Genomic DNA, 23,486 nt, shown 5'->3' on the forward strand with positions numbered 1-23,486 from the left:
AATACCTCCCTATTTCGTTTCCCCTGTTAGGATGTAAGAGTTCTTCTTATCCAAAACAACTTCTTCCAAGCTTACATTCAGTTCTCTTGCCAATATCTCTTGAACTCTCGGACCGCAGAATCCTCCCTGACATCTTCCCATACCAGGTCTGCATCTCTTCTTAACTCCGTCTACAGTTCTTGCTCCTACTTTTCTATGAATAGAGCTTACTATTTCACCCTCAGTTATATTCTCACATCTGCATATTACTCTTCCATACTGTGGATTTTCTTTTATCAGTTCTTTTTTCTCTTCTGCATTTAGTTCCATAAATATTATCTGCTCTCTTTTAGGATTGAAGTCTGATTTTTCTTTTACTTCTCCTAATTTTTCTACCGCCATCTTAGCAACGTCAAGTCCAATAGCAGGCGCCGCAGAAAGTCCTGGAGATTTTATACCGGCCACATCAAAGAATAGTGGCGCACCAGGTGCTTCCTCTATTATGAAGTCTCCCCTGTCTCCTTCAGCTCTAAGCCCTGCAAAACTTCTTATTGACTCTCTGAAGTGAATTCCAGGAACAGATTTTACTGCATGCTCCTTTACAAATTCAAGTTGTTCTGTAGTTGTAGAGATATCATCTCTGTCATCCATATCCTGCGCGTCAGGTCCTAACAATAGGTTCCCGTGAACTGTAGGAGTTACCAGTATTCCTTTTCCAAGTTCTGTTGGACACTGGAATATTACCTGCCCTACAAGTTCTCCCTGTGTCTTATCCATTACAAAGTACTGACCTCTTCTAGGTTTTATCTTAAAAGTTTCTTCAGATACCATGTTGTGGATTTTATCTGCATAAACTCCAGAAGCATTTATTACTACCTTTGCCTCAAAGTTTCTTTCTTGAGTTATTATTCTGTATCCTGTTTCTAGCTTTTCTATATCAACAACGTCTTGATTTAATTCTATATTCACACCATTTTCTGCTGCATTTTCAAGCATCGCTATAGTCAGTTCCCAAGGTCCTACAATCCCTGCTGTTTTAGCGTGAAGAGCTGCTACTACCTCATCACTTATGTTTGGTTCTAGCTTTTTTATCTCATCTTTTTCTAATAATTCCATTTCAGGTATATTATTTACGATTCCTCTTTTATACAGTAAATCTAAGTGTTCTCTTTCCTCTTCAGAAAAGGCAAGAACCAAAGATCCGCATCTCTCAAAAGGAACAGACAGCTCATCGCATATTTTATCAAACATGGCATTTCCAAGAGCGTTGTATTTTGCCATAAGTGTTCCCTCATGAGCATCATATCCAGCATGTACAATCGCAGAATTTGCCTTTGTTGTTCCGTTCGACACATCATTTTCTTTTTCTATAACTACTACATTCAGGTCATATTTAGAAAGCTCCCTAGCAACAGAAGCACCTATAACCCCAGCCCCAATTATCGCAACATCATACATATCTCTTCTACCTCCCTAATAAATAACTACATTCAAGGATCTTTATCTAAGAAAGAATACCAGATCAATAAAAAATGCCAAGTAAACAGGAAGGTACAATGGTACCCCTGCATACTTGGCTCTCATAATCTCTCTTGCCTTTATTATGTTCTTTTTTATATTATACTATTCTTTTGCTCACAGTCAATGTTTTTTTATCTTTAAATTTCCTAAGGCATAAAAACCAAGTTCTGTTTAGACTATTCTTTTTCTTCCCAGGCCATTGATCTTTCTACAGCCTTTTTCCATCCTTTGTACAATTTCTCTTTACGTTCTTCACCTATAGCCGGATCAAACTTAGTTTCAACCTGCCATCTGTTTCTTATCTCTTCTTTACTTTTCCAGAATCCAACAGCAAGTCCAGCCAGATAAGCTGCTCCTAAGGCTGTTGTCTCAGTTACCATTGGTCTTAGCACGTCTGTTCCTAGTATGTCTGATTGGAACTGCATTAAGAAGTTATTCTTTACTGCTCCTCCGTCTACTTTCAGAGCCGCTAGTTTAATGTTAGAGTCATCTTCCATTGCGTCTATAAGGTCTCTAGATTGATAAGCTACAGATTCTAGAGTTGCTCTGATTATGTGATTTCTGTTAGCCCCTCTTGTAAGACCAACTATTGTTCCTCTGGCATACATATCCCAGTATGGTGATCCTAGACCTACAAAGGCAGGTACTACATATACACCGTTACTGTCCTTTACCTTCTTGGCAAAATACTCTGTGTCTGCTGCGTCATTTATAAGTCTGAGTTCATCTCTAAGCCATTGTACAGAGGCTCCTCCTACAAATACACTTCCCTCTAAGGCATATTCTACCTTGTTGTCTATACCTATTGCTATTGTTGTTAGAAGTCCGTTTTTAGACTCTACTGCGTTTTCCCCTGTATTCATAAGAAGGAAACATCCAGTACCATATGTATTTTTAGCTTCTCCCTTTTCAAAACAAGCCTGTCCAAATAATGCCGACTGCTGATCTCCTGCAGCTCCTGCGATTGGTACTCTTATTCCGCCTGTTCCTCCTACTCCTCCGAGGTTAGCCTGACCATATACTTCACTGGAATTTTTCACTTCAGGAAGCATAGATTTTGGTATGTTGAGCTCTTCTAACATCTTTTCATCCCACTTAAGATCTCTTATGTTAAATAACATAGTTCTTGAGGCATTTGTATAATCTGTTACGTGAACTTTTCCGTTAGTCAGTTTCCAGATAAGCCATGTATCTACAGTTCCGAAAAGTAAATCTCCTTTTTCAGCTTTTTCTCTCGCACCCTCTACGTTGTCGAGAATCCACTTAACTTTAGTTCCGGAGAAATAGGCATCTATTACAAGACCTGTATTATGTCTTACGTACTCTTCTAAACCTCTTGATTTCAATTCATCACATATATTTGCAGTTCTTCTGCACTGCCAGACAATTGCATTATATACAGGTTTCCCGGTATTTTTATCCCATACAATAGTTGTCTCTCTTTGATTTGTTATTCCTAGAGCTGCTATCTCGTCATTTGTTATTCCAGTCTTAGCTATTACCTCTGTTACAACTGAACTCTGGCTTGCCCATATTTCCATTGGATCATGTTCTACCCATCCTGCCTTTGGATATATCTGAGTAAACTCCTTTTGAGATACTCCTACTTCATTTCCGTCTTTATCAAACACTATTGCCCTTGAGCTTGTTGTCCCTTGATCCAATGCGATTACGTACTTTTTATCCATTTAACTTGACCTCCCAGAATTTTTTTATATAAAAATCAACTTAACTCCAAACACTTAAACATATCATATATATATTTGCCCCTATAACTCCTCCCACAATAGGAGCCACTATTGGAACCCATGCATATCCCCAGTCAGAATCTCCCTTTCCTTTTATAGGAAGTAACGCATGAGCTATTCTAGGTCCCAAATCTCTTGCTGGGTTTATAGCATATCCTGTAGGTCCTCCAAGACTTAGACCAAGTGACCATACAAGTATACCTACAAGTAAGGCAGCCATAGGTCCTACATTGTTATTTCCGTTTGTTATCCCCATAACTCCCAAAACAAGCATAGCTGTTCCTATTACTTCAGTTATAAAATTCCATTTGGCTCCTCTTATAGCAGGACCCGTAGAAAACGTAGCAAGTTTACCTCCAGCATCCTCTGTCTCATCATAATGCTGTTTATATGTGAGATATACAAGAATCGCTCCGGTGAATGCCCCGGCCACCTGAGCCACTATATATCCAGGAACCATCCCCCAGTCAAAAGCTCCCACAGAAGCCAATCCAATAGTAACCGCCGGATTTATGTGAGCTCCGCTTACCCATCCTGTTACATATACCGCTATTGCAACTGCAAAACCCCAACCAGTCGTTATAACTATCCATCCACTGTCGTTACCCTTACTCTTGTTCAGAACCACATTTGCAACCACTCCGTTACCAAGTAATACCAGGATCATCGTACCTATAAACTCTGCTAAATAAACCCCCATTTTTCTGTTCCTCCTTTTTTATTGTATTTTAAACAATTTATAAAATTATATTCTTAGCTACATATCCCGTGTTATGACAAGGTTTACCCCACTACCCAGGATATTTTCCACAACTATATCCCCCATTTTCACTGGAGCCTCCACTTCCAACTCGCTTATTATCTTCATGCATTCAAAATTAAGCTCTTTCGGTATCCCACCATCTGTTTTTACAGGAACAACTTTATGAATGCCTCCTTTTACTTTTATTGTAGAAGTTATAATTCTCTTCGGTGCAGTCAGCTCCTCTTTTGCATATATTTCACCTCTAGGACACTTGTTTCCACTGACTTTAATTCCATCACTGTCATCAATTGTCATATGACACCCTATAGGGCATACTATGCACACCATTTCTCTTATCATTACTCCAACCTCCTTATAACAGTCGTGTCAAAATTTAAATATTATTTTCTAATTAAAAATTTATTGTCCACTTATAAATCATTAAGTTTTTATTTCAGTCAAATATCATTCACGATTTATTCTTTCTACACTTTCACAATTTTTCATTTTTTTTATTTGTTTTTTTTTATTCTTTATAAATCAGCTACATTTTAATTCATTACATCCATAAAAAAAAGCAGAGGATCAATACCCTCTGCTTTAATAATTTTATTTTTTTTACTACATGTTACGGGTGATTACAAGATTTACACCTGTTCCAAAAATATCCTCAGCTATTACATCACCCATTTTTACCGGTCCCTTTGCTGATATACTGTTTATCAGTTCCATGCATTTTACATTTAGTTCCTTTGGTATTGCTCCGTCTGTTTTTACAGGAACTCTGTTATGCAGTCCGTCTGTTATCTTTATCGTAGAAGTTATTACTCTTGTAGGTGCTGTAAGCTCTACAAATCCATATTTTTCTCCTCTAGGACATAGATTCCCTGTCACTTTATAATCATTTTCTACATCTACTTCCAAGTGACATCCCATAGGACACACTATACAAATCAATTCTTTTTTCATCAAATATTCACCTTCCTTTTCCTTACTTAACTTCAGCTATTGATACCTTTAATTCGTCTCCGATTATTTTATCAAGTATTTTTTTAGGTAATATTATTTTCTCCATCTCTCCTGGAGCAAGATGTTTTTTAGTGAGGGATACAAGAGTCTGATCTCCGTCTTTTACCTCTAATTTTACATCTCTGTAGACATTATTTACTCTCATAAATATTTCTAATTTATCATCTATATTTTCAAGTCTGATTTTCTGTGGAACAGTATAACTAACTCCAAAGTCAGCCTTAACTTTTTTGTATACATCACTCTGTTTTACATTTCCGCTTATATATTTTGCGGCAGCTTTTCCTGCTCTTCTAGATTCTGCGCTCACAAAGTCTACAAGGTCATGTACGTGTACTACGTTTCCGCATGCAAATATTCCTGGAACACTTGTTTCCATTAGTTCATTTACAATAGGTCCCGAAGTTCTCTGATCTATATCTATTTTTGCAGTTCTAGAAAGTTCATTTTCAGGTATTAGTCCCACTGAAAGTAAAAGAGTGTCACAATCATAATTTATCTCAGTTCCAGGAATAGGTCTTCTGTTGGCATCTACCTTAGCTACAGTTATCCCCTCGACTCTCTCTTTTCCCTTTATATTTGTTACAGTGTGGCTAAGTAAAAGTGGTATGTCATAGTCCTCTAGACACTGTACTATATTTCTTGTAAGTCCTCCTGAGAAAGGCATAAGTTCAACCACTGCCTCTACCTTAGCACCTTCTAGAGTCATTCTTCTGGCCATTATTAGACCTATATCTCCCGATCCCAAGATTACTACTTTTTTACCTACCATGTAACCTTCCATGTTTATGAATCTCTGAGCGGCTCCTGCTGTAAATACTCCTGCAGGTCTGTCTCCAGGTATAGAGATCGCTCCTCTTGTTCTCTCTCTGCATCCCATGGCCATTATTATAGCTTCAGCCTCAACTTCCATATATCCGTCTACAGTATTTATCAGTTGAAGCTTTTTACTGTTATCCATATGCAGTACCATAGTATCTAGTTTATATTCTATCCCTAGTTCCATCATTTGATTTATGAATCTCTGGGCATATTCAGGTCCTGTAAGTTCCTCTTTAAATTCATGAAGTCCGAAACCATTATGAATACACTGCTGTAAAATTCCGCCTAATTCTTTATCTCTCTCTATTACCAATATATCTTTTACTCCGTTATTCTTTGCCTCTATTGCCGCTGCAAGACCAGCTGGTCCTCCTCCTATAACTACAAGCTCACGTTTCATTATATAATACCTCCCTATTTCGTTTCCCCTGTTAGGATGTAAGAGTTCTTCTTATCCAAAACAACTTCTTCCAAGCTTACATTCAGTTCTCTTGCCAATATCTCTTGAACTCTCGGACCGCAGAATCCTCCCTGACATCTTCCCATACCAGGTCTGCATCTCTTCTTAACTCCGTCTACAGTTCTTGCTCCTACTTTTCTATGAATAGAGCTTACTATTTCACCCTCAGTTATATTCTCACATCTGCATATTACTCTTCCATACTGTGGATTTTCTTTTATCAGTTCTTTTTTCTCTTCTGCATTTAGTTCCATAAATATTATCTGCTCTCTTTTAGGATTGAAGTCTGATTTTTCTTTTACTTCTCCTAATTTTTCTACCGCCATCTTAGCAACGTCAAGTCCAATAGCAGGCGCCGCAGAAAGTCCTGGAGATTTTATACCGGCCACATCAAAGAATAGTGGCGCACCAGGTGCTTCCTCTATTATGAAGTCTCCCCTGTCTCCTTCAGCTCTAAGCCCTGCAAAACTTCTTATTGACTCTCTGAAGTGAATTCCAGGAACAGATTTTACTGCATGCTCCTTTACAAATTCAAGTTGTTCTGTAGTTGTAGAGATATCATCTCTGTCATCCATATCCTGCGCGTCAGGTCCTAACAATAGGTTCCCGTGAACTGTAGGAGTTACCAGTATTCCTTTTCCAAGTTCTGTTGGACACTGGAATATTACCTGCCCTACAAGTTCTCCCTGTGTCTTATCCATTACAAAGTACTGACCTCTTCTAGGTTTTATCTTAAAAGTTTCTTCAGATACCATGTTGTGGATTTTATCTGCATAAACTCCAGAAGCATTTATTACTACCTTTGCCTCAAAGTTTCTTTCTTGAGTTATTATTCTGTATCCTGTTTCTAGCTTTTCTATATCAACAACGTCTTGATTTAATTCTATATTCACACCATTTTCTGCTGCATTTTCAAGCATCGCTATAGTCAGTTCCCAAGGTCCTACAATCCCTGCTGTTTTAGCGTGAAGAGCTGCTACTACCTCATCACTTATGTTTGGTTCTAGCTTTTTTATCTCATCTTTTTCTAATAATTCCATTTCAGGTATATTATTTACGATTCCTCTTTTATACAGTAAATCTAAGTGTTCTCTTTCCTCTTCAGAAAAGGCAAGAACCAAAGATCCGCATCTCTCAAAAGGAACAGACAGCTCATCGCATATTTTATCAAACATGGCATTTCCAAGAGCGTTGTATTTTGCCATAAGTGTTCCCTCATGAGCATCATATCCAGCATGTACAATCGCAGAATTTGCCTTTGTTGTTCCGTTCGACACATCATTTTCTTTTTCTATAACTACTACATTCAGGTCATATTTAGAAAGCTCCCTAGCAACAGAAGCACCTATAACCCCAGCCCCAATTATCGCAACATCATACATATCTCTTCTACCTCCCTAATAAATAACTACATTCAAGGATCTTTATCTAAGAAAGAATACCAGATCAATAAAAAATGCCAAGTAAACAGGAAGGTACAATGGTACCCCTGCATACTTGGCTCTCATAATCTCTCTTGCCTTTATTATGTTCTTTTTTATATTATACTATTCTTTTGCTCACAGTCAATGTTTTTTTATCTTTAAATTTCCTAAGGCATAAAAACCAAGTTCTGTTTAGACTATTCTTTTTCTTCCCAGGCCATTGATCTTTCTACAGCCTTTTTCCATCCTTTGTACAATTTCTCTTTACGTTCTTCACCTATAGCCGGATCAAACTTAGTTTCAACCTGCCATCTGTTTCTTATCTCTTCTTTACTTTTCCAGAATCCAACAGCAAGTCCAGCCAGATAAGCTGCTCCTAAGGCTGTTGTCTCAGTTACCATTGGTCTTAGCACGTCTGTTCCTAGTATGTCTGATTGGAACTGCATTAAGAAGTTATTCTTTACTGCTCCTCCGTCTACTTTCAGAGCCGCTAGTTTAATGTTAGAGTCATCTTCCATTGCGTCTATAAGGTCTCTAGATTGATAAGCTACAGATTCTAGAGTTGCTCTGATTATGTGATTTCTGTTAGCCCCTCTTGTAAGACCAACTATTGTTCCTCTGGCATACATATCCCAGTATGGTGATCCTAGACCTACAAAGGCAGGTACTACATATACACCGTTACTGTCCTTTACCTTCTTGGCAAAATACTCTGTGTCTGCTGCGTCATTTATAAGTCTGAGTTCATCTCTAAGCCATTGTACAGAGGCTCCTCCTACAAATACACTTCCCTCTAAGGCATATTCTACCTTGTTGTCTATACCTATTGCTATTGTTGTTAGAAGTCCGTTTTTAGACTCTACTGCGTTTTCCCCTGTATTCATAAGAAGGAAACATCCAGTACCATATGTATTTTTAGCTTCTCCCTTTTCAAAACAAGCCTGTCCAAATAATGCCGACTGCTGATCTCCTGCAGCTCCTGCGATTGGTACTCTTATTCCGCCTGTTCCTCCTACTCCTCCGAGGTTAGCCTGACCATATACTTCACTGGAATTTTTCACTTCAGGAAGCATAGATTTTGGTATGTTGAGCTCTTCTAACATCTTTTCATCCCACTTAAGATCTCTTATGTTAAATAACATAGTTCTTGAGGCATTTGTATAATCTGTTACGTGAACTTTTCCGTTAGTCAGTTTCCAGATAAGCCATGTATCTACAGTTCCGAAAAGTAAATCTCCTTTTTCAGCTTTTTCTCTCGCACCCTCTACGTTGTCGAGAATCCACTTAACTTTAGTTCCGGAGAAATAGGCATCTATTACAAGACCTGTATTATGTCTTACGTACTCTTCTAAACCTCTTGATTTCAATTCATCACATATATTTGCAGTTCTTCTGCACTGCCAGACAATTGCATTATATACAGGTTTCCCGGTATTTTTATCCCATACAATAGTTGTTTCTCTTTGATTTGTTATTCCTAGAGCTGCTATCTCGTCATTTGTTATTCCAGTCTTAGCTATTACCTCTGTTACAACTGAACTCTGGCTTGCCCATATTTCCATTGGATCATGTTCTACCCATCCTGCCTTTGGATATATCTGAGTAAACTCCTTTTGAGATACTCCTACTTCATTTCCGTCTTTATCAAACACTATTGCCCTTGAGCTTGTTGTCCCTTGATCCAATGCGATTACGTACTTTTTATCCATTTAACTTGACCTCCCAGAATTTTTTGATGTAAAAATCAGCCGAATTATCAAATGTTAATATAAAAACACCGTAAATAATTTGATAATGAACCTCTTTATATCTTTAAAACCTTTATTTTTATCTTTAAAATATCAGATTAACTCCAAACAGCTAAGCAGGCCGCATATAACTGTGCCCCTATAATTCCTCCTACAATAGGAGCCACTACAGGAATCCATGCATAAGCCCAGTCAGAATCTCTCTTTCCTTTTATAGGAAGTAATGCATGAGCTATTCTAGGTCCCAAATCTCTTGCTGGGTTTATAGCGTATCCTGTCGGTCCTCCAAGACTTAGACCAAGTGACCATACAAGTATACCTACAAGTAAGGCAGCCATAGGTCCTACATTGTTATTTCCGTTTGTTATTCCTAATACACCCATAACCAGCATAGCAGAACCGATTATCTCAGTTGTTGCATTCCATTTAGCTCCGCTTATTGCAGGACCTGTAGAAAAAGTAGCAAGTTTACCGTCTGCATCTTCTGTTTCGTCATAATGTTGTTTATATGTCAGATATACAAGTACTCCTCCAGTAAATGCCCCGGCTACCTGAGCCGCTATATATCCAGGAACCATTCCCCAGTCAAATGCACCTATAGTTGCAAGTGCTACTGTCACCGCAGGATTGATGTGAGCTCCACTTACCCATCCTGTCACGTATACTGCCACTGCCACTGCAAATCCCCATCCTGCTGTGATAACTATCCAACCACTGTTGTTACCCTTACTCTTGTTTAGAACCACATTTGCAACCACTCCGTTACCAAGTAATATCAGGATCATCGTACCTATAAACTCTGCTAAATAAACTCCCATTTCATCACTCCTCCTGTTTTTTTATATGCATTTTTACAAATAAAAAAACCACAAAAATTCAGACACCCAAAGTGCCGTCCTCTTGTAGTTTCTCCATTCTCCTACTACATATATTATTTTAAAATTCCAATTCCAAAAAAATTAAATGTCCACTTTTAAAAAGCTTTAGATCTTTTTTTAGTCATAATGTGGTCATTCCTTACACTTTTATGTTATTACACTTTGCTGCTATTGTCAATGAAACAAGTTAAAAATATTTTTTTCACTTTGATTTCTTATATATCTTCTAGACTGCAACCCCTGGTATCTCTCTATTCGATCAAAAATAGAAAATAATATAATTTCAAAATAAAAAGACGAAGTTCAAGAAACCTCGCCTTAATAATATAATCATATTTTTGACTATACATCCCATAGTTGTGTTTTGGTCGTGGACACCCCAGAAGCTCCAGCTCCAAGAGCATTCATTATATCTTCTTTATCAGTTATCAAGCCCCCTGCTATTACAGGAAGATTTAGTTCGTTCGAAAGTCTTTTTATTATCTTTGGCATAAGTCCCGGCAGTATTTCCACTGCATCAGGTTTTGTTTCTCTAGCATATTTCAGACTGTTTTCCAAAGATATCGAATCCAAAAGAAAAAATCTCTGGATTACTCTTACATTTAGTTTTTTAGCGGTTTTAATCAAGTTGTATTTAGTGCTTATTATTCCATCTAATTCCGTATTTTTTATAAGATATTCCAAAGCGTATGTAGAATGAGACAAGCCCTCCACTAAATCTGCATGTACAAAAACAATTTTACCTTTCTCCTTGAGCTCTTCCACCATGCCTTTTATATTAAACAAATTTGATGTAAGTATAAATACAATTTCACTTTCTTCCATTAGAGCCTTTTGAAATCCTTTCTCGTCCTTTATTGCCGGTATCACAGGATTTCTTTCAAGTATTTCTTTGATAAAATTTGACATATATTCCTCCTTAAAAAACAAGTAATTCTTACAAAACTAAAGAGATTTTTACTCATTAATTTTGTGTAGAAATAATACCTTCACTTAATTATAACACTGAATATCCTTTATTATAAGTCTAAAATAAAAAGTAGAGGAGTTGCCTCTACTTTTTAACTTGTATATTCATGAAATTATCACAAAACTTTTATAAAAACTATTTTTTCCTATTTTTCTCCAAATATACCTCTATTTCAGCTGCTGCTTTTTTTCCAGCTTCCATAGCTAGAATTACCGTAGCTGCACCTGTTACTGCATCTCCACCGGCATATACACCTTCTCTCGAGGTTCTGTAGCTTCCCTCTTCTGTAGCTATACAGTTCCATTTGTTTATATCAAGACCCTCAGTTGTAGACGGTATCAAAGTATTCGGTTTAGTTCCTATGGCCATTATAACGCTGTCCACTTCCATCACAAATTCAGATCCTTCTATTTCTACAGGTCTTCTTCTTCCTGATTGGTCAGCCTCTCTTAGTTCCATTCTGACACACCTCATCCCTTCCACTGCTCCTGTAGAATCAACAATTATTTCTACTGGATTTACAAGGACATCCATTATTACGCCTTCCTCTTTTGCATGGTGTACCTCTTCTACCCTGGCAGGTAGTTCAGACTCACTTCTCCTGTAGACTATGTGAGTTTCAGCACCTAGTCTGGCTGCAGTTCTGGCTCCATCCATGGCCACATTTCCTCCACCGACTACGGCACATTTTTTTCCCACAGCGACAGGAGTCATATAATCAGTTTTATGTGCCTTCATCAGATTTACTCTCGTTAGGAATTCATTTGCAGAAAATACTCCATTTGCATTTTCACCTGGAATCCCCATAAAGTTTGGAAGTCCTGCACCGCTTCCTATAAATACGGCACTGTAACCCTCTTTTTCCATTAAATTATCTATGGTGAACGTTTTTCCGATCACTGCGTTTGTTACTATCTCTACTCCTAGTTTTTTTACATTATCTATCTCTTTTTGTACCACTTTTTCTTTAGGTAATCTAAACTCTGGTATACCGTAAGTCAATACTCCACCAGCTTCATGTAATGCCTCAAAAACTGTTACTTTGTAACCCAATTTTGCTAGTTCACTAGCTGCTGCAAGACCTGCAGGTCCACTTCCGACTACGGCCACTTTTTCAGGCTTTTCCTCTGCCTGATCAGCCTTTGTTCCATGCATTAAAGCATAGTCTCCAACAAATTTTTCTAATTTACCTATTGATACAGGTTCTCCTTTTATTCCAACTATACATTTAGCTTCACATTGGGATTCCTGTGGACATACTCTTCCACATATTGCAGGGAAACACGAACTTTCAAATATTATTTTGGCAGCCTCATCTATGTTTGATTTTTTTAGCTCCTGTATAAATCCAGGTATATTTATTGATACAGGACACCCCTCTATACACCTGGCATTTTTACAATTCAGACATCTTTCTGCCTCACATATGGCCTCTTCTAGAGTGTAACCTGTACACACCTCTTCAAAGTTCTTAACTCTTATTTCAGGGGCTAGGGAGTGTGCTATAACTCTTTTTTTCTTGTCTCTTTCTACCGGTTGTTCTTCATTATGGTCATGACATCCGCATCCGCCGTGGTGATGTTCGTGCCCACTTTCATGATCCTCTTTTTCTAGGACCTTTCTACCTTCTTCACTTTTGTACATTCTCTGCCTTCTCATAGCCTCATCAAAGTCCACTTGATGTCCATCAAATTCAGGACCGTCTACACAGGCAAATTTAACCTCATCACCTATTGTTACACGACATGCTCCGCACATTCCCGTTCCGTCAACCATCAGTGGGTTCAAGCTGACAATTGTAGGTATGTTGTATTCCTTGGTTTTAATTGCTGCAAACTTCATCATTATCATAGGTCCTATTGCAACAACCTCATCATATTTTTTCCCCTCTTTTTCTACTAACTGCTCTAAAAGGTCGGTTACCTTTCCGTGTACTCCGTAACTTCCGTCATCAGTACAGATATAGAGGTTCTTAGATACTTCTTTAAACTCATCTTCTAATATAAGTGTATCTGCACTTCTAGTCCCTATTATTACATCTACATCTATGTTATTCTCTTTCATCCATTTTACTTGTGGATATACAGGTGCAGTTCCTACTCCCCCTGCTATAAAAAGAAACTTCTTTTTCTTTAATTTATCTATATCTTCATTTACAAATTCACTTTCATGTCCTAGAGGTCCTGCTACATCTATAAAATAATCCCCTTCGTTCATTTGAGCCATGCTTTGAGTACTTTGTCCAAGCACTTGAAAAACAATAGTTACAATACCTTGTTCTCTGTTGTAATCACAAACTGTAAGAGGGATTCTCTCACCTTTTTCCTCATTTCTGACTATAAGGAAATGTCCTGGCTTAGCCGAGTTAGCTAGAGCTGGAGCATATATGTCCATCAGGTATATGTTTTCAGTTAGTTTCCTTTTTTTCTTTATTTCAAACATTGTGTTCCCCCTATTTTTATTTTTTATGAAAAGTATACCCCTATACCTTTTTTTCTTATACTTGTAGCCTTATTTTACATTCCTTTATTGAAAACATTTATTTTTATTAGTTAAAATTATATCACAATATCTCTGGTTTGACCACTTTTAAAAGCTGAAAGAGCATTTGATTTTATAAAAAGTCCAAAAAATAAAAAAATGGCGCTTCCAGCTGGACTCGAACCAGCGACAACGCGATTAACAGTCGCGCGCTCTACCAACTGAGCTATGGAAGCACATATTTAAAAGCTTGGCAAGTACCTATCCTCCCAGAGGGCTGCCCCTCAAGTACTTTCAGCGTATGCAGGCTTAACTTCTGGGTTCGGAATGTGACCAGGTGTACCCCTACAGCTATTCTCACCAAGCTGTTATCAACATTTATATATTGATATCATATTCTTTTGTCTGTCATGGACATTCAAAACTATATAGTAGATTTAGGTTAAGACTTCGACATATTAGTATTGGTCAGCTAAAAACCTCACGGTCCTTACACCCCCAACCTATCAACCTCCTAGTCTCGAAGGTGTCTTAGTTCATATAGAACAGAGTACTTATCTCAAAGCTGGCTTCCCGCTTAGATGCTTTCAGCGGTTATCCGTTCCAAACGTGACTACCCAGCTGTGCCACTGGCGTGACAACTGGTACATCAGAGGTTTGTCCATCCCGGTCCTCTCGTACTAAGGACAGATCTTTTCAATACTCTTGCGCCTGCAGTGGATAGGGACCGAACTGTCTCACGACGTTCTGAACCCAGCTCACGTACCGCTTTAATGGGCGAACAGCCCAACCCTTGGGACCTTCTCCAGCCCCAGGATGCGATGAGCCGACATCGAGGTGCCAAACTTTGCCGTCGATATGGACTCTCGGGCAAAATCAGCCTGTTATCCCCAGAGTAGCTTTTATCCGTTGAGCGACGACCCTTCCATTCGGAATCGCCGGATCACTATGTCCTGCTTTCGCACCTGCTCGACCTGTCAGTCTCGCAGTCAAGCTCCCTTATGCCATTGCACTCTTCGGTTGATTTCCATCCAACCTGAGGGAACCTTTGAACGCCTCCGTTACTCTTTCGGAGGCGACCGCCCCAGTCAAACTGCCCACCTAGCACTGTCTCCATGCGTACAAAGCACAGATTAGAATTTCAAAATTACGTGGTTGGTATTCCACCAGCGACTCACACACAGCTAGCGCCATGCCTTCATAGTCTCCCAACTATCCTATACACGTAATGCCAAAACCCAATACCAAGCTACAGTAAAGCTTCATGGGGTCTTTCCGTCCTACTGCAGGTAACCGGTATCTTCACCGGTAGTACAATTTCACCAGGCCTCCCGCCAAGACAGCTCTCAAGTCATTACACCATTCGTGCAGGTCGGAACTTACCCGACAAGGAATTTCGCTACCTTAGGACCGTTATAGTTACGGCCGCCGTTCACCGGGGCTTCAATTCGGAGCTCTCACTCCTCCTCTTAACCTTCCGGCACTGGGCAGGTGTCAGCCCATATACATCGCCTTTCAGCTTAGCATAGACCTGTGTTTTTGCTAAACAGTTGCTTGAGACTCTTCACTGCGGCCACCAATCGCTTTAGTTCGCTTGTAACTATCACAATCAGTGGCACCCCTTCTCCCGAAGTTACGGGGCCATTTTGCAGAGTTCCTTAGCGAGAGTTAGCCTGTACGCCTTAGGTTTCTCACCCTGAACACCTGTGTCGGTTTCGGGTACGGGCGGTTATAATTTAACGTTTAGAAGCTTTTCTCGGCAGCGTGGGATTTGCACCTTCGTCCGAAGACTCCGCGTAACACCTCAGATATAACCTGGCGGATTTTCCTACCAAGTCACCCTACATGCTTGCACATGGACAACCGTCGCCATGCGCGCATACCCTTCTGCGTCCCTCCATCACAAACTATAACCGGCGCAGGAATATTAACCTGCTTTCCATTCGCCTACGCAATCTAGCCTCGGCTTAGGTCCCGGCTTACCCAGGGAAGACAAACTTTACCCTGGAACCCTTGTTCTTCCGGCGAGGGGGATTCTCGCCCCCTTTCTCGCTACTCATTCCTGCATTCTCACTTCTGATACCTCCAGGGTCCCTTATCAGTTCCCCTTCAACGGCCTACAGAACGCTCTCCTACCAATCCAACTTAAAAGTTGAATTCCACGACTTCGGTTTATAGCTTAGCCCCGTTACATTGTCGGCGCAGAGACTCTCGACCAGTGAGCTATTACGCACTCTTTAAAGGTATGGCTGCTTCTAAGCCAACCTCCTGGTTGTTACAGAATCTCCACCTCCTTTCCCACTTAGCTATAATTAGGGACCTTAGTCGGTGGTCTGGGCTGTTTCCCTTTTGACCATGGATCTTAGTACCCATAGTCTCACTCCTAAGCTCTAGAACTATGGTATTCGGAGTTTGATTGATTTCGGTAAGCGGTACGCCCCCTAGACCATTCAGTGCTCTACCCCCATAGTTGAACGCTTAAGGCTGCACCTAAATGCATTTCGGAGAGAACGAGCTATCTCCTGGTTCGATTGGCTTTTCACCCCTATACCTACCTCATCCCCCGGCTTTTCAACGACGGTGGGTTCGGACCTCCACTGTGTCTTACCACAGCTTCATCCTGGACAGGCATAGATCACCAGGTTTCGCGTCTACGACCAGCGACTGTATCGCCCTATTCAGACTCGGTTTCCCTACGGCTCCGTTATACTTAACCTTGCCACTGATCGTAACTCGCAGGATCATTCTCCAAAAGGCACGCCATCAGTCCGAAGACCTCTGACCGCTTGTAAGCACACGGTTTCAGGTTCTATTTCACTCCCCTCCCGGGGTTCTTTTCACCTTTCCCTCACGGTACTATTCACTATCGGTTAACAAGAGTATTTAGCCTTACGAGATATGGTCCTCGCAGATTCACACAGGGTTTCACGTGTCCCGTGCTACTCGGGAGAGAACGCACAACTTAAAGAGTTTACCTGTACGGGGCTATCACCCGCTACGGCGGAACTTTCCAATTCCTTCCAGTTACGTCTTTAAAATTGCCGGATACCTTGTAGTTCTCCAGGCGTTCTTCCCACTACCCCAATACAGCAACGGCTACATCCTTGACACTGTATTGGTTTAGGCTCATCCCCGTTCGCTCGCCGCTACTTAGGGAATCGTTTTACTTTATTTTCCTCGGGTTACTTAGATGTTTCAGTTCACCCACTTACCTCTTTCGCGCTAGATCTTCAATCTAGCAGGTTGCCCCATTGGGAAATCTGCGGATCAATGCTCAATTGCAGCTAACCACAGCTTATCGCAGCTTATCACGTCCTTCATCGGCTCTTGTTACCTAGGCATTCTCCGTGTGCCCTTAATATCTTAACCTAAATTGTTCATCAGCTAACTCTCTTTCTTGACAATTTTTACTTCGAATGAAATAAATTCATCCTCGAAAATTTCGTCAGAAAAAAAATTTTATGTTGATTTCTCTACTATATAGTTTCCAATGTCCATACATAAAAAAATGGTGGAGATAAGCGGAGTCGAACCGCTGACCTTCGCAGTGCAAGTGCGACGCTCTCCCAACTGAGCTATATCCCCATACCTATGGTGCGTTCGAGTGGACTCGAACCACCGACCTCACGCTTATCAGGCGTGTGCTCTAACCACCTGAGCTACGAACGCGTTTTAGTAATGAGAACACTACCAAATAAATAGAGAAGGTCGTCTGTGCTCCTTAGAAAGGAGGTGATCCATCCGCACGTTCCCGTACGGATACCTTGTTACGACTTCACCCCAATCGCTAATCACACCTTAGGAACATCCCTCCCGTAAACGGGTTAGGCCTGCTACTTCAGGTGCAACCAACTCTCGTGGTGTGACGGGCGGTGTGTACAAGACCCGAGAACGTATTCACCGCGACATTGCTGATTCGCGATTACTAGCGATTCCAACTTCACGCAGTCGAGTTGCAGACTGCGATCCGAACTAAGAACAACTTTCTGAGATTGGCTCCCCCTCGCGGGATCGCTACCCTCTGTATTGTCCATTGTAGCACGTGTGTAGCCCAGCCCATAAGGGGCATGATGACTTGACGTCATCCCCACCTTCCTCCTGCTCGTCGCAGGCAGTCTCGCATGAGTCCCCAACTTAATGATGGTAACATACGATAGGGGTTGCGCTCGTTGCGGGACTTAACCCAACATCTCACGACACGAGCTGACGACAGCCATGCACCACCTGTCACCAAGTTCCTCCGAAAAGGCACCTAAGCATCTCTGCCTAGTTCTTGGGATGTCAAGGGCTGGTAAGGTTCCTCGCGTTGCGTCGAATTAAACCACATGCTCCACCGCTTGTGCGGGTCCCCGTCAATTCCTTTGAGTTTCATACTTGCGTACGTACTCCCCAGGCGGATCACTTATCGCGTTAGCTTGAGCACGGAGGTTCGACCCCCCACACTTAGTGATCATCGTTTACGGCGTGGACTACCGGGGTATCTAATCCCGTTTGCTCCCCACGCTTTCGCGCTTTAGCGTCAGTATTCATCCAGTGAGCTGGCTTCCCCATCGGCATTCCTACAAATATCTACGAATTTCACCTCTACACTTGTAGTTCCGCCCACCTCTCTGATACTCTAGCCTTCCAGTTTCCAACGCAATACGGAGTTGAGCCCCGCATTTTCACATCAGACTTAAAAGGCCGCCTAGACGCGCTTTACGCCCAATAATTCCGGATAACGCTTGCGACATACGTATTACCGCGGCTGCTGGCACGTATTTAGCCGTCGCTTCTTCTGGTGGTACCGTCACTTTCTTCTTCCCACCTGAAAGCACTTTACGATCCGAAGACCTTCATCGTGCACACAGAATTGCTGGATCAGACTTTTAGTCCATTGTCCAATATTCCCCACTGCTGCCTCCCGTAGGAGTAAGGGCCGTGTCTCAGTCCCCTTGTGGCCGATCACCCTCTCAGGCCGGCTACCCATCATCGTCTTGGTAGGCCATTACCCTACCAACTAACTAATGGGACGCAAAGCTCTCCTCTAGCGCATATAGCCTTTCATAGTTCCGCGATGCCGCAGTTCCATAATATCCGGTATTAGCTGTCGTTTCCAACAGTTGTCCCAGTCTAGAGGGCAAGTTCTTTACGCGTTACTCACCCGTCCGCCACCGTACTATCACCCGAAGGTGAATTCCAGTCGACTTGCATGTGTTAAGCATTCTGTCAGCGTTCATCCTGAGCCAGGATCAAACTCTTCATTCAAAAAGTTTATTTAAATCTCTTGCGAGATTATTAACACCTAACTGTGTCCAAATCTTGTTTGGACTTCTTTGTCATCTATGATGACGATTTTGACTTCCTTCTCTATTTAATTGCTAATGTCCTTTTGTTTTCCAAATCTCCAGCTGACTTGCCATCTGAAGTTTCGTCTGTCCTTTTCTCTCGCGGACAAGAAATATAATAACACAACTAAAAAGATGAGTCAACGATTTTTTTGTTTTTTTTAACAAAATTTTATTTAGAATAACCTATTAAAGTTCACATCTCAATAAAACCAAGGTTTTTAATTAAAAAAGCGCCCTTTAAACATAACTAAAGGGCACTCATTTAAAATATCTTTTTAAATTTATCCATAAATTTTTCTTTTCCTACACTCTCTGCAGCGTAAATCTTTCCCTCTTTAACTTGTTTACCATTTACAATAAGCTGATAACTTCCTAGTATCCTTCCTTTTTCTACAGGAGCCTCTATACTTTTTATATAAGTCTTTCTTGTCTCCACTCCCCAATTTTTACTAATTAACTGTTCAAATTCTTCATCTGGATAACCCTGTACAACATCTTTTTTACCATGTACAACTTCTATTTCGATCATTGGTTTTGAAGTGTCTATTAGTTTTTCCAAGTGATATTCATCATAAAATTTATCCAATGAGTCAGCTACGGTTTTATCTCTTATTTCCTCTTTAGGAGATCCGAACACGATTGTTATAGTTGTTACCTCATCTCTTTTGGCAGCGATACTGATATTATAACCAGCTTTAGAATGATGCCCTGTCTTTATTCCGAAAACCCCATTTTCTTTTGAAAGAAGCTTATTTCTGTTAACTATACGCTGAGTACCATCTTGGATAAAATCCTCTTTTAATGAGGCGATAGTTATATACTCTGGATATTTCAGTGCCTCTAGAGACAGTTTGTAAATCCCAAGAGCTGTTCCTCTGTCCATAGGTTTACCCGTCATAGAAGGAGGAAGGCCCATAGGAGTGTAAAACTCAACTTCATCTCCTAGCCCAAGATCCTCCGCCTTCTGGTTCATAAGTTGTACAAAAAAATCCACATCCCCTTTACCGATATACTCTGCAAGGGCATAGGCTGCATTATTGGCTGAATAGATTGCAGTAGCCTTCAGAAGATCTCTTACCGTCAACTTAGATCCTTGTGCTATCCAGATCATGCTTCCTCCAACAGATCTTGCCTCCGGAGATATCTCCACTCTGTCCTCTAGGCTTATATCTTTATTTCTGATATGATCATAGACTACCATGACTGTCATCATCTTAGTAACAGATGCTAAAGGATGCTTTTCATGTAGATTTTCACTATAATATATGTTTTCATCTTTATCTCCTACCAATAAAGATGTATAGTCTTCATTGGAAAAAGTTGTCAAAAACAATATTACAGATAAAAATATCCCAATTTTCCTTCTCAATTATTCTCAACTCCTGTTTATTTTCAATTGAAATATTATATCACTTTAAAAAAAAATTTCAAAATAAAAAGAGAGGGGATAATCCTCTCTCATGGTTACATTCCTATTTTTTACCCATATAATCTTCTATAGCAGCTTTTATACCCTCTTCTGCAAGAACAGAGCAGTGCATTTTTGCAGGCGGAAGTCCGTCTAGTGCCTCTGCTACCGCTTTATTAGTAAGCTGTAAAGCTTCACTTACATTTTTATTCAATATCATTTCTGTAGATATAGATGAAGTTGCTATAGCCGATGCACAGCCAAATGTTCTGAACTTTACATCAGTTATAATGTCATTTTCTATCTTTAAAAAAATCTCCATGACATCTCCACATGAAGGACTTCCTACTTTTCCATATCCATCTGGATTCTCTATTGTTCCTACATTTCTTGGATTCATAAAATGATCCATTACTTTTTCTGAATACTGCATCTGTTCCAGCTCCTTTTATTTTTTATTTTCCAGCTTTAAATTCATTCCAAAGAGGCGATATCATTCTCAATTTTTCAATAATAGGCGGAAGTTCCTGTATTACATAATCAACTTCCTCTTTAGTGTTATACTTACCAAAGCTAAACCTTATGGTTCCGTGAGCTATCTCTACAGGTATTCCCATTGCCAATAAAACATGTGATGCCTGAAGGTCATCTGAAGAGCAAGCAGACCCAGAACTAACCGCTATCCCTTTGTAATTGAGACTAAGAAGTATTGATTCACCCTCAAGATACTTAAAGGTAATGCTAGAAGTTCCAGGAAGCCTCTTAGCACCCTTTGCATTTATTTGTATTTCAGGCACTTTATTGAGAAGTTCTCTTTCAAAATAATTTCTCAACTCTTCTTCTCTTTTAAATTCTTCATCTATATTTCTGTATGCCACTTCTAGGGCTGTTGCCATACCTACCATTCCAGGTACATCAGATGTTCCAGGTCTCAGTTTCTTCTCTTGACCCCCTCCGGTAAGCACCTTTCCAAGCCTTGTTCCCGATTTAATAAACAGTCCCCCTATACCCTTAGGACCATAAAATTTATGTCCTGAGAAAGTAAGAAGGTCTATTCCCATCTCTTTAGGTTTTATATTTAACTTTCCAACAGTCTGCACTGCATCTACATGAAAAACAATTCTGTTTTCTTTAGCCAATTTACCGATCTCTTCCACTGGCTGGATACTTCCTACCTCATTGTTACCATGCATTACTGTTATCAGTATCGTTTCTTTTTTTATAGCCTTTTTCAGCTCATCAAGGTTTATGACTCCGTTTTCATCTACAGAAATATAAGTAACCTCGTATCCCTCTTTTTCAAGTTCCCTGCATGTATTTCTTACTGCAGGATGCTCTACGGAACTAGTTATTATATGATTCCCTCTTTTTTTATATGCCTTTGCTACCCCTCTTATTGCTAGGTTATCAGATTCTGAACCTGAGCCTGTAAATATAAGTTCATCTGTCTCTATTCCAAAAATTTCTGCTATTGTCTTTCTAGCTTCAACCATCGCTTTTTTAGATTCATTTCCAAAACTATGCATGCTCGACGCATTGCCATAAATTTCACTAAAATAAGGAAGCATGGCTTCGAGAGCTTCCTTATCCATCTTTGTTGTGGCGTTATTATCTAGATACACTCTCATTATTCATCCTCTCCCCTATAGAAATTAAATTAATAATACCATTCTTTATTCCCAATGTCAAGAATTTATTTGCTCTATTTTCAACCTGACTTCACTTAGTTTCTAAAGGGTTCACAGGAAAAAAATTAATTTTTTTCACTACTTTTTCTCATCATCTTTCTTCCGTAATTACATAGATGGTTTATTTCACACGCACTGCATTTAGGCCTTCTGGCTATACACACGTCCCTACCCTGAAGAATTAGATAATGAGAAAAGTCTATCCATCGTTTTTTAGGAACTATTTCCATAAGTTCCCTCTCTATTTTTTCTACATTTTCTTCTTTTACAAATCCTATGAGATTACTCAGCCTTTTCACATGTGTATCCACAGTTATTCCGTCTGAAAGACCCCATATCTCACCTCTTACTACATTGGCAGTTTTTCTTCCAACACCTGGAAGAGCCACCAGGTTTTCCATTTTAGAAGGAACCTCTCCGTTATATTTCTCTACAAGCTCTTTGCTGCACATTTTTATATTCTTAGCCTTATTTCTAAAAAAGCCCGTACTCTTTATATGAGTTTCAATATCTTTCAAAGGCATCTCCATGAAAGCTTCAGGTGTATTGACGACTTTAAACATCTTTTCGGTTACCATATTTACCCTGACATCCGTGCACTGAGCCGAAAGAATTACAGCTACCAAAAGTTCAAAATCCGTATTATAATTTAATGCACAGTGAGGTTTCCCAAATTTTTCATTGAGTATTTTTATTATTTTTTTAGATTTTTCTATCTTGGTCATTTTCCACCTCCTGAAGTTTATACCTTTCTTCAGGCTTTATATATTCAATGCCTATTTTACTGTATATTTCATCTTCATGGATATTTTCCTCGATAATTTCAATACCTTTTTCAGCATAAATTTTTTCTATAAACTTAACATGGGATTTCGGACCTGTGGAATGCCACAAAGTAAAAGTGTATTTACTGCTGTTTTCAGGTATTGCATGGATGCAGATTCCGCTTTTTAGCATAAATTCATATTTATTTATAGGTTTTTCTATCTGAGAGTACAAGGCTATTATCTCTAATACCATTTTCTCGGGCCCCTCTATAACAAAGTCTATATCCCCAACGTCTCCCTTTTTCCTTCTAAGACTTCCACTAGCATCACATCTAAAACCTTTTTCTTTTATATATCTATAAAGTTTTTTATACTCTTTTAAAGCAAACTCATATTCAAATCTTTTCTTCACCCGTCTTCTCCTTGAAGAATTTTTAACTATTATATCACACCTTAATATCCTATAGAAAAAAAATTATATTATTTTC

At 39.7% G+C, this 23,486-nt stretch carries 16 protein-coding genes, 3 tRNA genes and 3 rRNA genes; all 22 read right to left on the reverse strand.

Translation table 11 applies throughout. The features are described 5' to 3' along the window. Positions 1 to 9 precede the first annotated feature (9 nt). Positions 10 to 1,437 carry an NAD(P)/FAD-dependent oxidoreductase gene (locus tag ILYOP_RS08740; protein WP_013388178.1) on the reverse strand — a complete coding sequence of 476 codons (1,428 nt, stop codon included), beginning with the start codon at positions 1,435 to 1,437 and terminating at the stop codon, positions 10 to 12. A 239-nt stretch (positions 1,438 to 1,676) separates the two neighbouring features. Then, positions 1,677 to 3,188, reverse strand: coding sequence for a glycerol kinase GlpK (gene glpK, locus ILYOP_RS08745; RefSeq protein WP_013388179.1), 1,512 nt, complete (start codon positions 3,186 to 3,188; stop codon positions 1,677 to 1,679). A 40-nt stretch (positions 3,189 to 3,228) separates the two neighbouring features. Next, positions 3,229 to 3,948 carry an MIP/aquaporin family protein gene (locus ILYOP_RS08750; RefSeq protein WP_013388180.1) on the reverse strand — a complete coding sequence of 240 codons (720 nt, stop codon included), beginning with the start codon at positions 3,946 to 3,948 and terminating at the stop codon, positions 3,229 to 3,231. A 57-nt stretch (positions 3,949 to 4,005) separates the two neighbouring features. Next, entirely contained in the window at positions 4,006 to 4,353 is a 348-nt protein-coding gene (locus ILYOP_RS08755) for a DUF1667 domain-containing protein (RefSeq protein WP_013388181.1), read from the reverse strand. A gap of 261 nt (positions 4,354 to 4,614) precedes the next feature. Then, positions 4,615 to 4,962 carry a DUF1667 domain-containing protein gene (locus tag ILYOP_RS08760; RefSeq protein ID WP_013388176.1) on the reverse strand — a complete coding sequence of 116 codons (348 nt, stop codon included), beginning with the start codon at positions 4,960 to 4,962 and terminating at the stop codon, positions 4,615 to 4,617. Between the two features lie 22 nt (positions 4,963 to 4,984). Continuing rightward, positions 4,985 to 6,244, reverse strand: a complete 1,260-nt coding sequence (locus ILYOP_RS08765; protein ID WP_013388177.1) for an NAD(P)/FAD-dependent oxidoreductase — start codon at positions 6,242 to 6,244, stop codon at positions 4,985 to 4,987. A 14-nt stretch (positions 6,245 to 6,258) separates the two neighbouring features. Continuing rightward, positions 6,259 to 7,686 (reverse strand): NAD(P)/FAD-dependent oxidoreductase, encoded by a 1,428-nt coding sequence (locus ILYOP_RS08770; protein ID WP_013388178.1) that lies wholly within the window; start codon positions 7,684 to 7,686, stop codon positions 6,259 to 6,261. A gap of 239 nt (positions 7,687 to 7,925) precedes the next feature. Then, complete coding sequence (glpK, locus tag ILYOP_RS08775) at positions 7,926 to 9,437, reverse strand: glycerol kinase GlpK (RefSeq protein ID WP_013388179.1); 1,512 nt, start codon at positions 9,435 to 9,437, stop codon at positions 7,926 to 7,928. 137 nt (positions 9,438 to 9,574) lie between these two features. Then, positions 9,575 to 10,294, reverse strand: coding sequence for an MIP/aquaporin family protein (locus tag ILYOP_RS08780; protein ID WP_013388182.1), 720 nt, complete (start codon positions 10,292 to 10,294; stop codon positions 9,575 to 9,577). A 402-nt stretch (positions 10,295 to 10,696) separates the two neighbouring features. Next, a complete protein-coding gene (locus ILYOP_RS08785; protein WP_013388183.1) occupies positions 10,697 to 11,263 on the reverse strand; it encodes a glycerol-3-phosphate responsive antiterminator in 567 nt (188 codons plus the stop codon). Between the two features lie 196 nt (positions 11,264 to 11,459). Then, positions 11,460 to 13,766: an NADPH-dependent glutamate synthase gene (gltA, locus tag ILYOP_RS08790; RefSeq protein ID WP_013388184.1), complete on the reverse strand. Its 2,307-nt coding sequence runs from the start codon at positions 13,764 to 13,766 to the stop codon at positions 11,460 to 11,462. Positions 13,767 to 13,965: 199 nt separating this feature from the next. Further along, positions 13,966 to 14,041, reverse strand: a tRNA-Asn gene (locus ILYOP_RS08795). 12 nt (positions 14,042 to 14,053) lie between these two features. After that, positions 14,054 to 14,170: ribosomal RNA gene (gene rrf / locus ILYOP_RS08800) — 5S ribosomal RNA — on the reverse strand. Positions 14,171 to 14,243: 73 nt separating this feature from the next. Beyond that, positions 14,244 to 17,174, reverse strand: a 23S ribosomal RNA gene (locus ILYOP_RS08805). A 140-nt stretch (positions 17,175 to 17,314) separates the two neighbouring features. Further along, a tRNA-Ala gene (locus ILYOP_RS08810) sits at positions 17,315 to 17,390 on the reverse strand. A 7-nt stretch (positions 17,391 to 17,397) separates the two neighbouring features. Continuing rightward, positions 17,398 to 17,474: transfer RNA gene (locus ILYOP_RS08815), tRNA-Ile, on the reverse strand. A gap of 56 nt (positions 17,475 to 17,530) precedes the next feature. After that, positions 17,531 to 19,052: ribosomal RNA gene (locus tag ILYOP_RS08820) — 16S ribosomal RNA — on the reverse strand. Together the 16S, 23S and 5S rRNA genes with 3 tRNA genes alongside form the textbook arrangement of a ribosomal RNA operon. Before the next feature lie 345 nt (positions 19,053 to 19,397). Then, on the reverse strand, positions 19,398 to 20,504 hold the full coding sequence (locus tag ILYOP_RS08825; RefSeq protein ID WP_013388185.1) for a D-alanyl-D-alanine carboxypeptidase family protein: 1,107 nt from the start codon (positions 20,502 to 20,504) through the stop codon (positions 19,398 to 19,400). A gap of 103 nt (positions 20,505 to 20,607) precedes the next feature. Next, on the reverse strand, positions 20,608 to 20,976 hold the full coding sequence (nifU, locus tag ILYOP_RS08830; RefSeq protein WP_013388186.1) for a Fe-S cluster assembly scaffold protein NifU: 369 nt from the start codon (positions 20,974 to 20,976) through the stop codon (positions 20,608 to 20,610). Positions 20,977 to 20,998: 22 nt separating this feature from the next. Next, positions 20,999 to 22,171: a cysteine desulfurase NifS gene (gene nifS / locus ILYOP_RS08835; protein WP_013388187.1), complete on the reverse strand. Its 1,173-nt coding sequence runs from the start codon at positions 22,169 to 22,171 to the stop codon at positions 20,999 to 21,001. A 125-nt stretch (positions 22,172 to 22,296) separates the two neighbouring features. Next, on the reverse strand, positions 22,297 to 22,956 hold the full coding sequence (nth, locus tag ILYOP_RS08840) for an endonuclease III (protein ID WP_013388188.1): 660 nt from the start codon (positions 22,954 to 22,956) through the stop codon (positions 22,297 to 22,299). After that, a complete protein-coding gene (locus ILYOP_RS08845; RefSeq protein WP_013388189.1) occupies positions 22,934 to 23,410 on the reverse strand; it encodes a family X DNA polymerase IV in 477 nt (158 codons plus the stop codon). Before ILYOP_RS08845 ends, nth begins: the two co-directional genes overlap by 23 nt. Positions 23,411 to 23,486: the final 76 nt, after the last annotated feature.

This window comes from Ilyobacter polytropus DSM 2926 (assembly GCF_000165505.1).
GTDB lineage: Bacteria > Fusobacteriota > Fusobacteriia > Fusobacteriales > Fusobacteriaceae > Ilyobacter > Ilyobacter polytropus.

Excerpts from the sequence above, each read along its gene's own strand:
- glpK (WP_013388179.1), bottom strand. The coding sequence starts at position 3,188 with ATGGATAAAAAGTACGTAATCGCATTGGATCAAGGGACAACAAGCTCA.
- gltA (WP_013388184.1), bottom strand. The coding sequence starts at position 13,766 with ATGTTTGAAATAAAGAAAAAAAGGAAACTAACTGAAAACATATACCTG.
- nth (WP_013388188.1), bottom strand. The coding sequence starts at position 22,956 with ATGACCAAGATAGAAAAATCTAAAAAAATAATAAAAATACTCAATGAA.
- ILYOP_RS08765 (WP_013388177.1), bottom strand. The coding sequence starts at position 6,244 with ATGAAACGTGAGCTTGTAGTTATAGGAGGAGGACCAGCTGGTCTTGCA.
- ILYOP_RS08785 (WP_013388183.1), bottom strand. The coding sequence starts at position 11,263 with ATGTCAAATTTTATCAAAGAAATACTTGAAAGAAATCCTGTGATACCG.
- ILYOP_RS08770 (WP_013388178.1), bottom strand. The coding sequence starts at position 7,686 with ATGTATGATGTTGCGATAATTGGGGCTGGGGTTATAGGTGCTTCTGTT.
- nifU (WP_013388186.1), bottom strand. The coding sequence starts at position 20,976 with ATGCAGTATTCAGAAAAAGTAATGGATCATTTTATGAATCCAAGAAAT.
- ILYOP_RS08760 (WP_013388176.1), bottom strand. The coding sequence starts at position 4,962 with ATGAAAAAAGAATTGATTTGTATAGTGTGTCCTATGGGATGTCACTTG.
- nifS (WP_013388187.1), bottom strand. The coding sequence starts at position 22,171 with ATGAGAGTGTATCTAGATAATAACGCCACAACAAAGATGGATAAGGAA.
- ILYOP_RS08750 (WP_013388180.1), bottom strand. The coding sequence starts at position 3,948 with ATGGGGGTTTATTTAGCAGAGTTTATAGGTACGATGATCCTGGTATTA.
- ILYOP_RS08740 (WP_013388178.1), bottom strand. The coding sequence starts at position 1,437 with ATGTATGATGTTGCGATAATTGGGGCTGGGGTTATAGGTGCTTCTGTT.
- ILYOP_RS08780 (WP_013388182.1), bottom strand. The coding sequence starts at position 10,294 with ATGGGAGTTTATTTAGCAGAGTTTATAGGTACGATGATCCTGATATTA.
- ILYOP_RS08755 (WP_013388181.1), bottom strand. The coding sequence starts at position 4,353 with ATGATAAGAGAAATGGTGTGCATAGTATGCCCTATAGGGTGTCATATG.
- glpK (WP_013388179.1), bottom strand. The coding sequence starts at position 9,437 with ATGGATAAAAAGTACGTAATCGCATTGGATCAAGGGACAACAAGCTCA.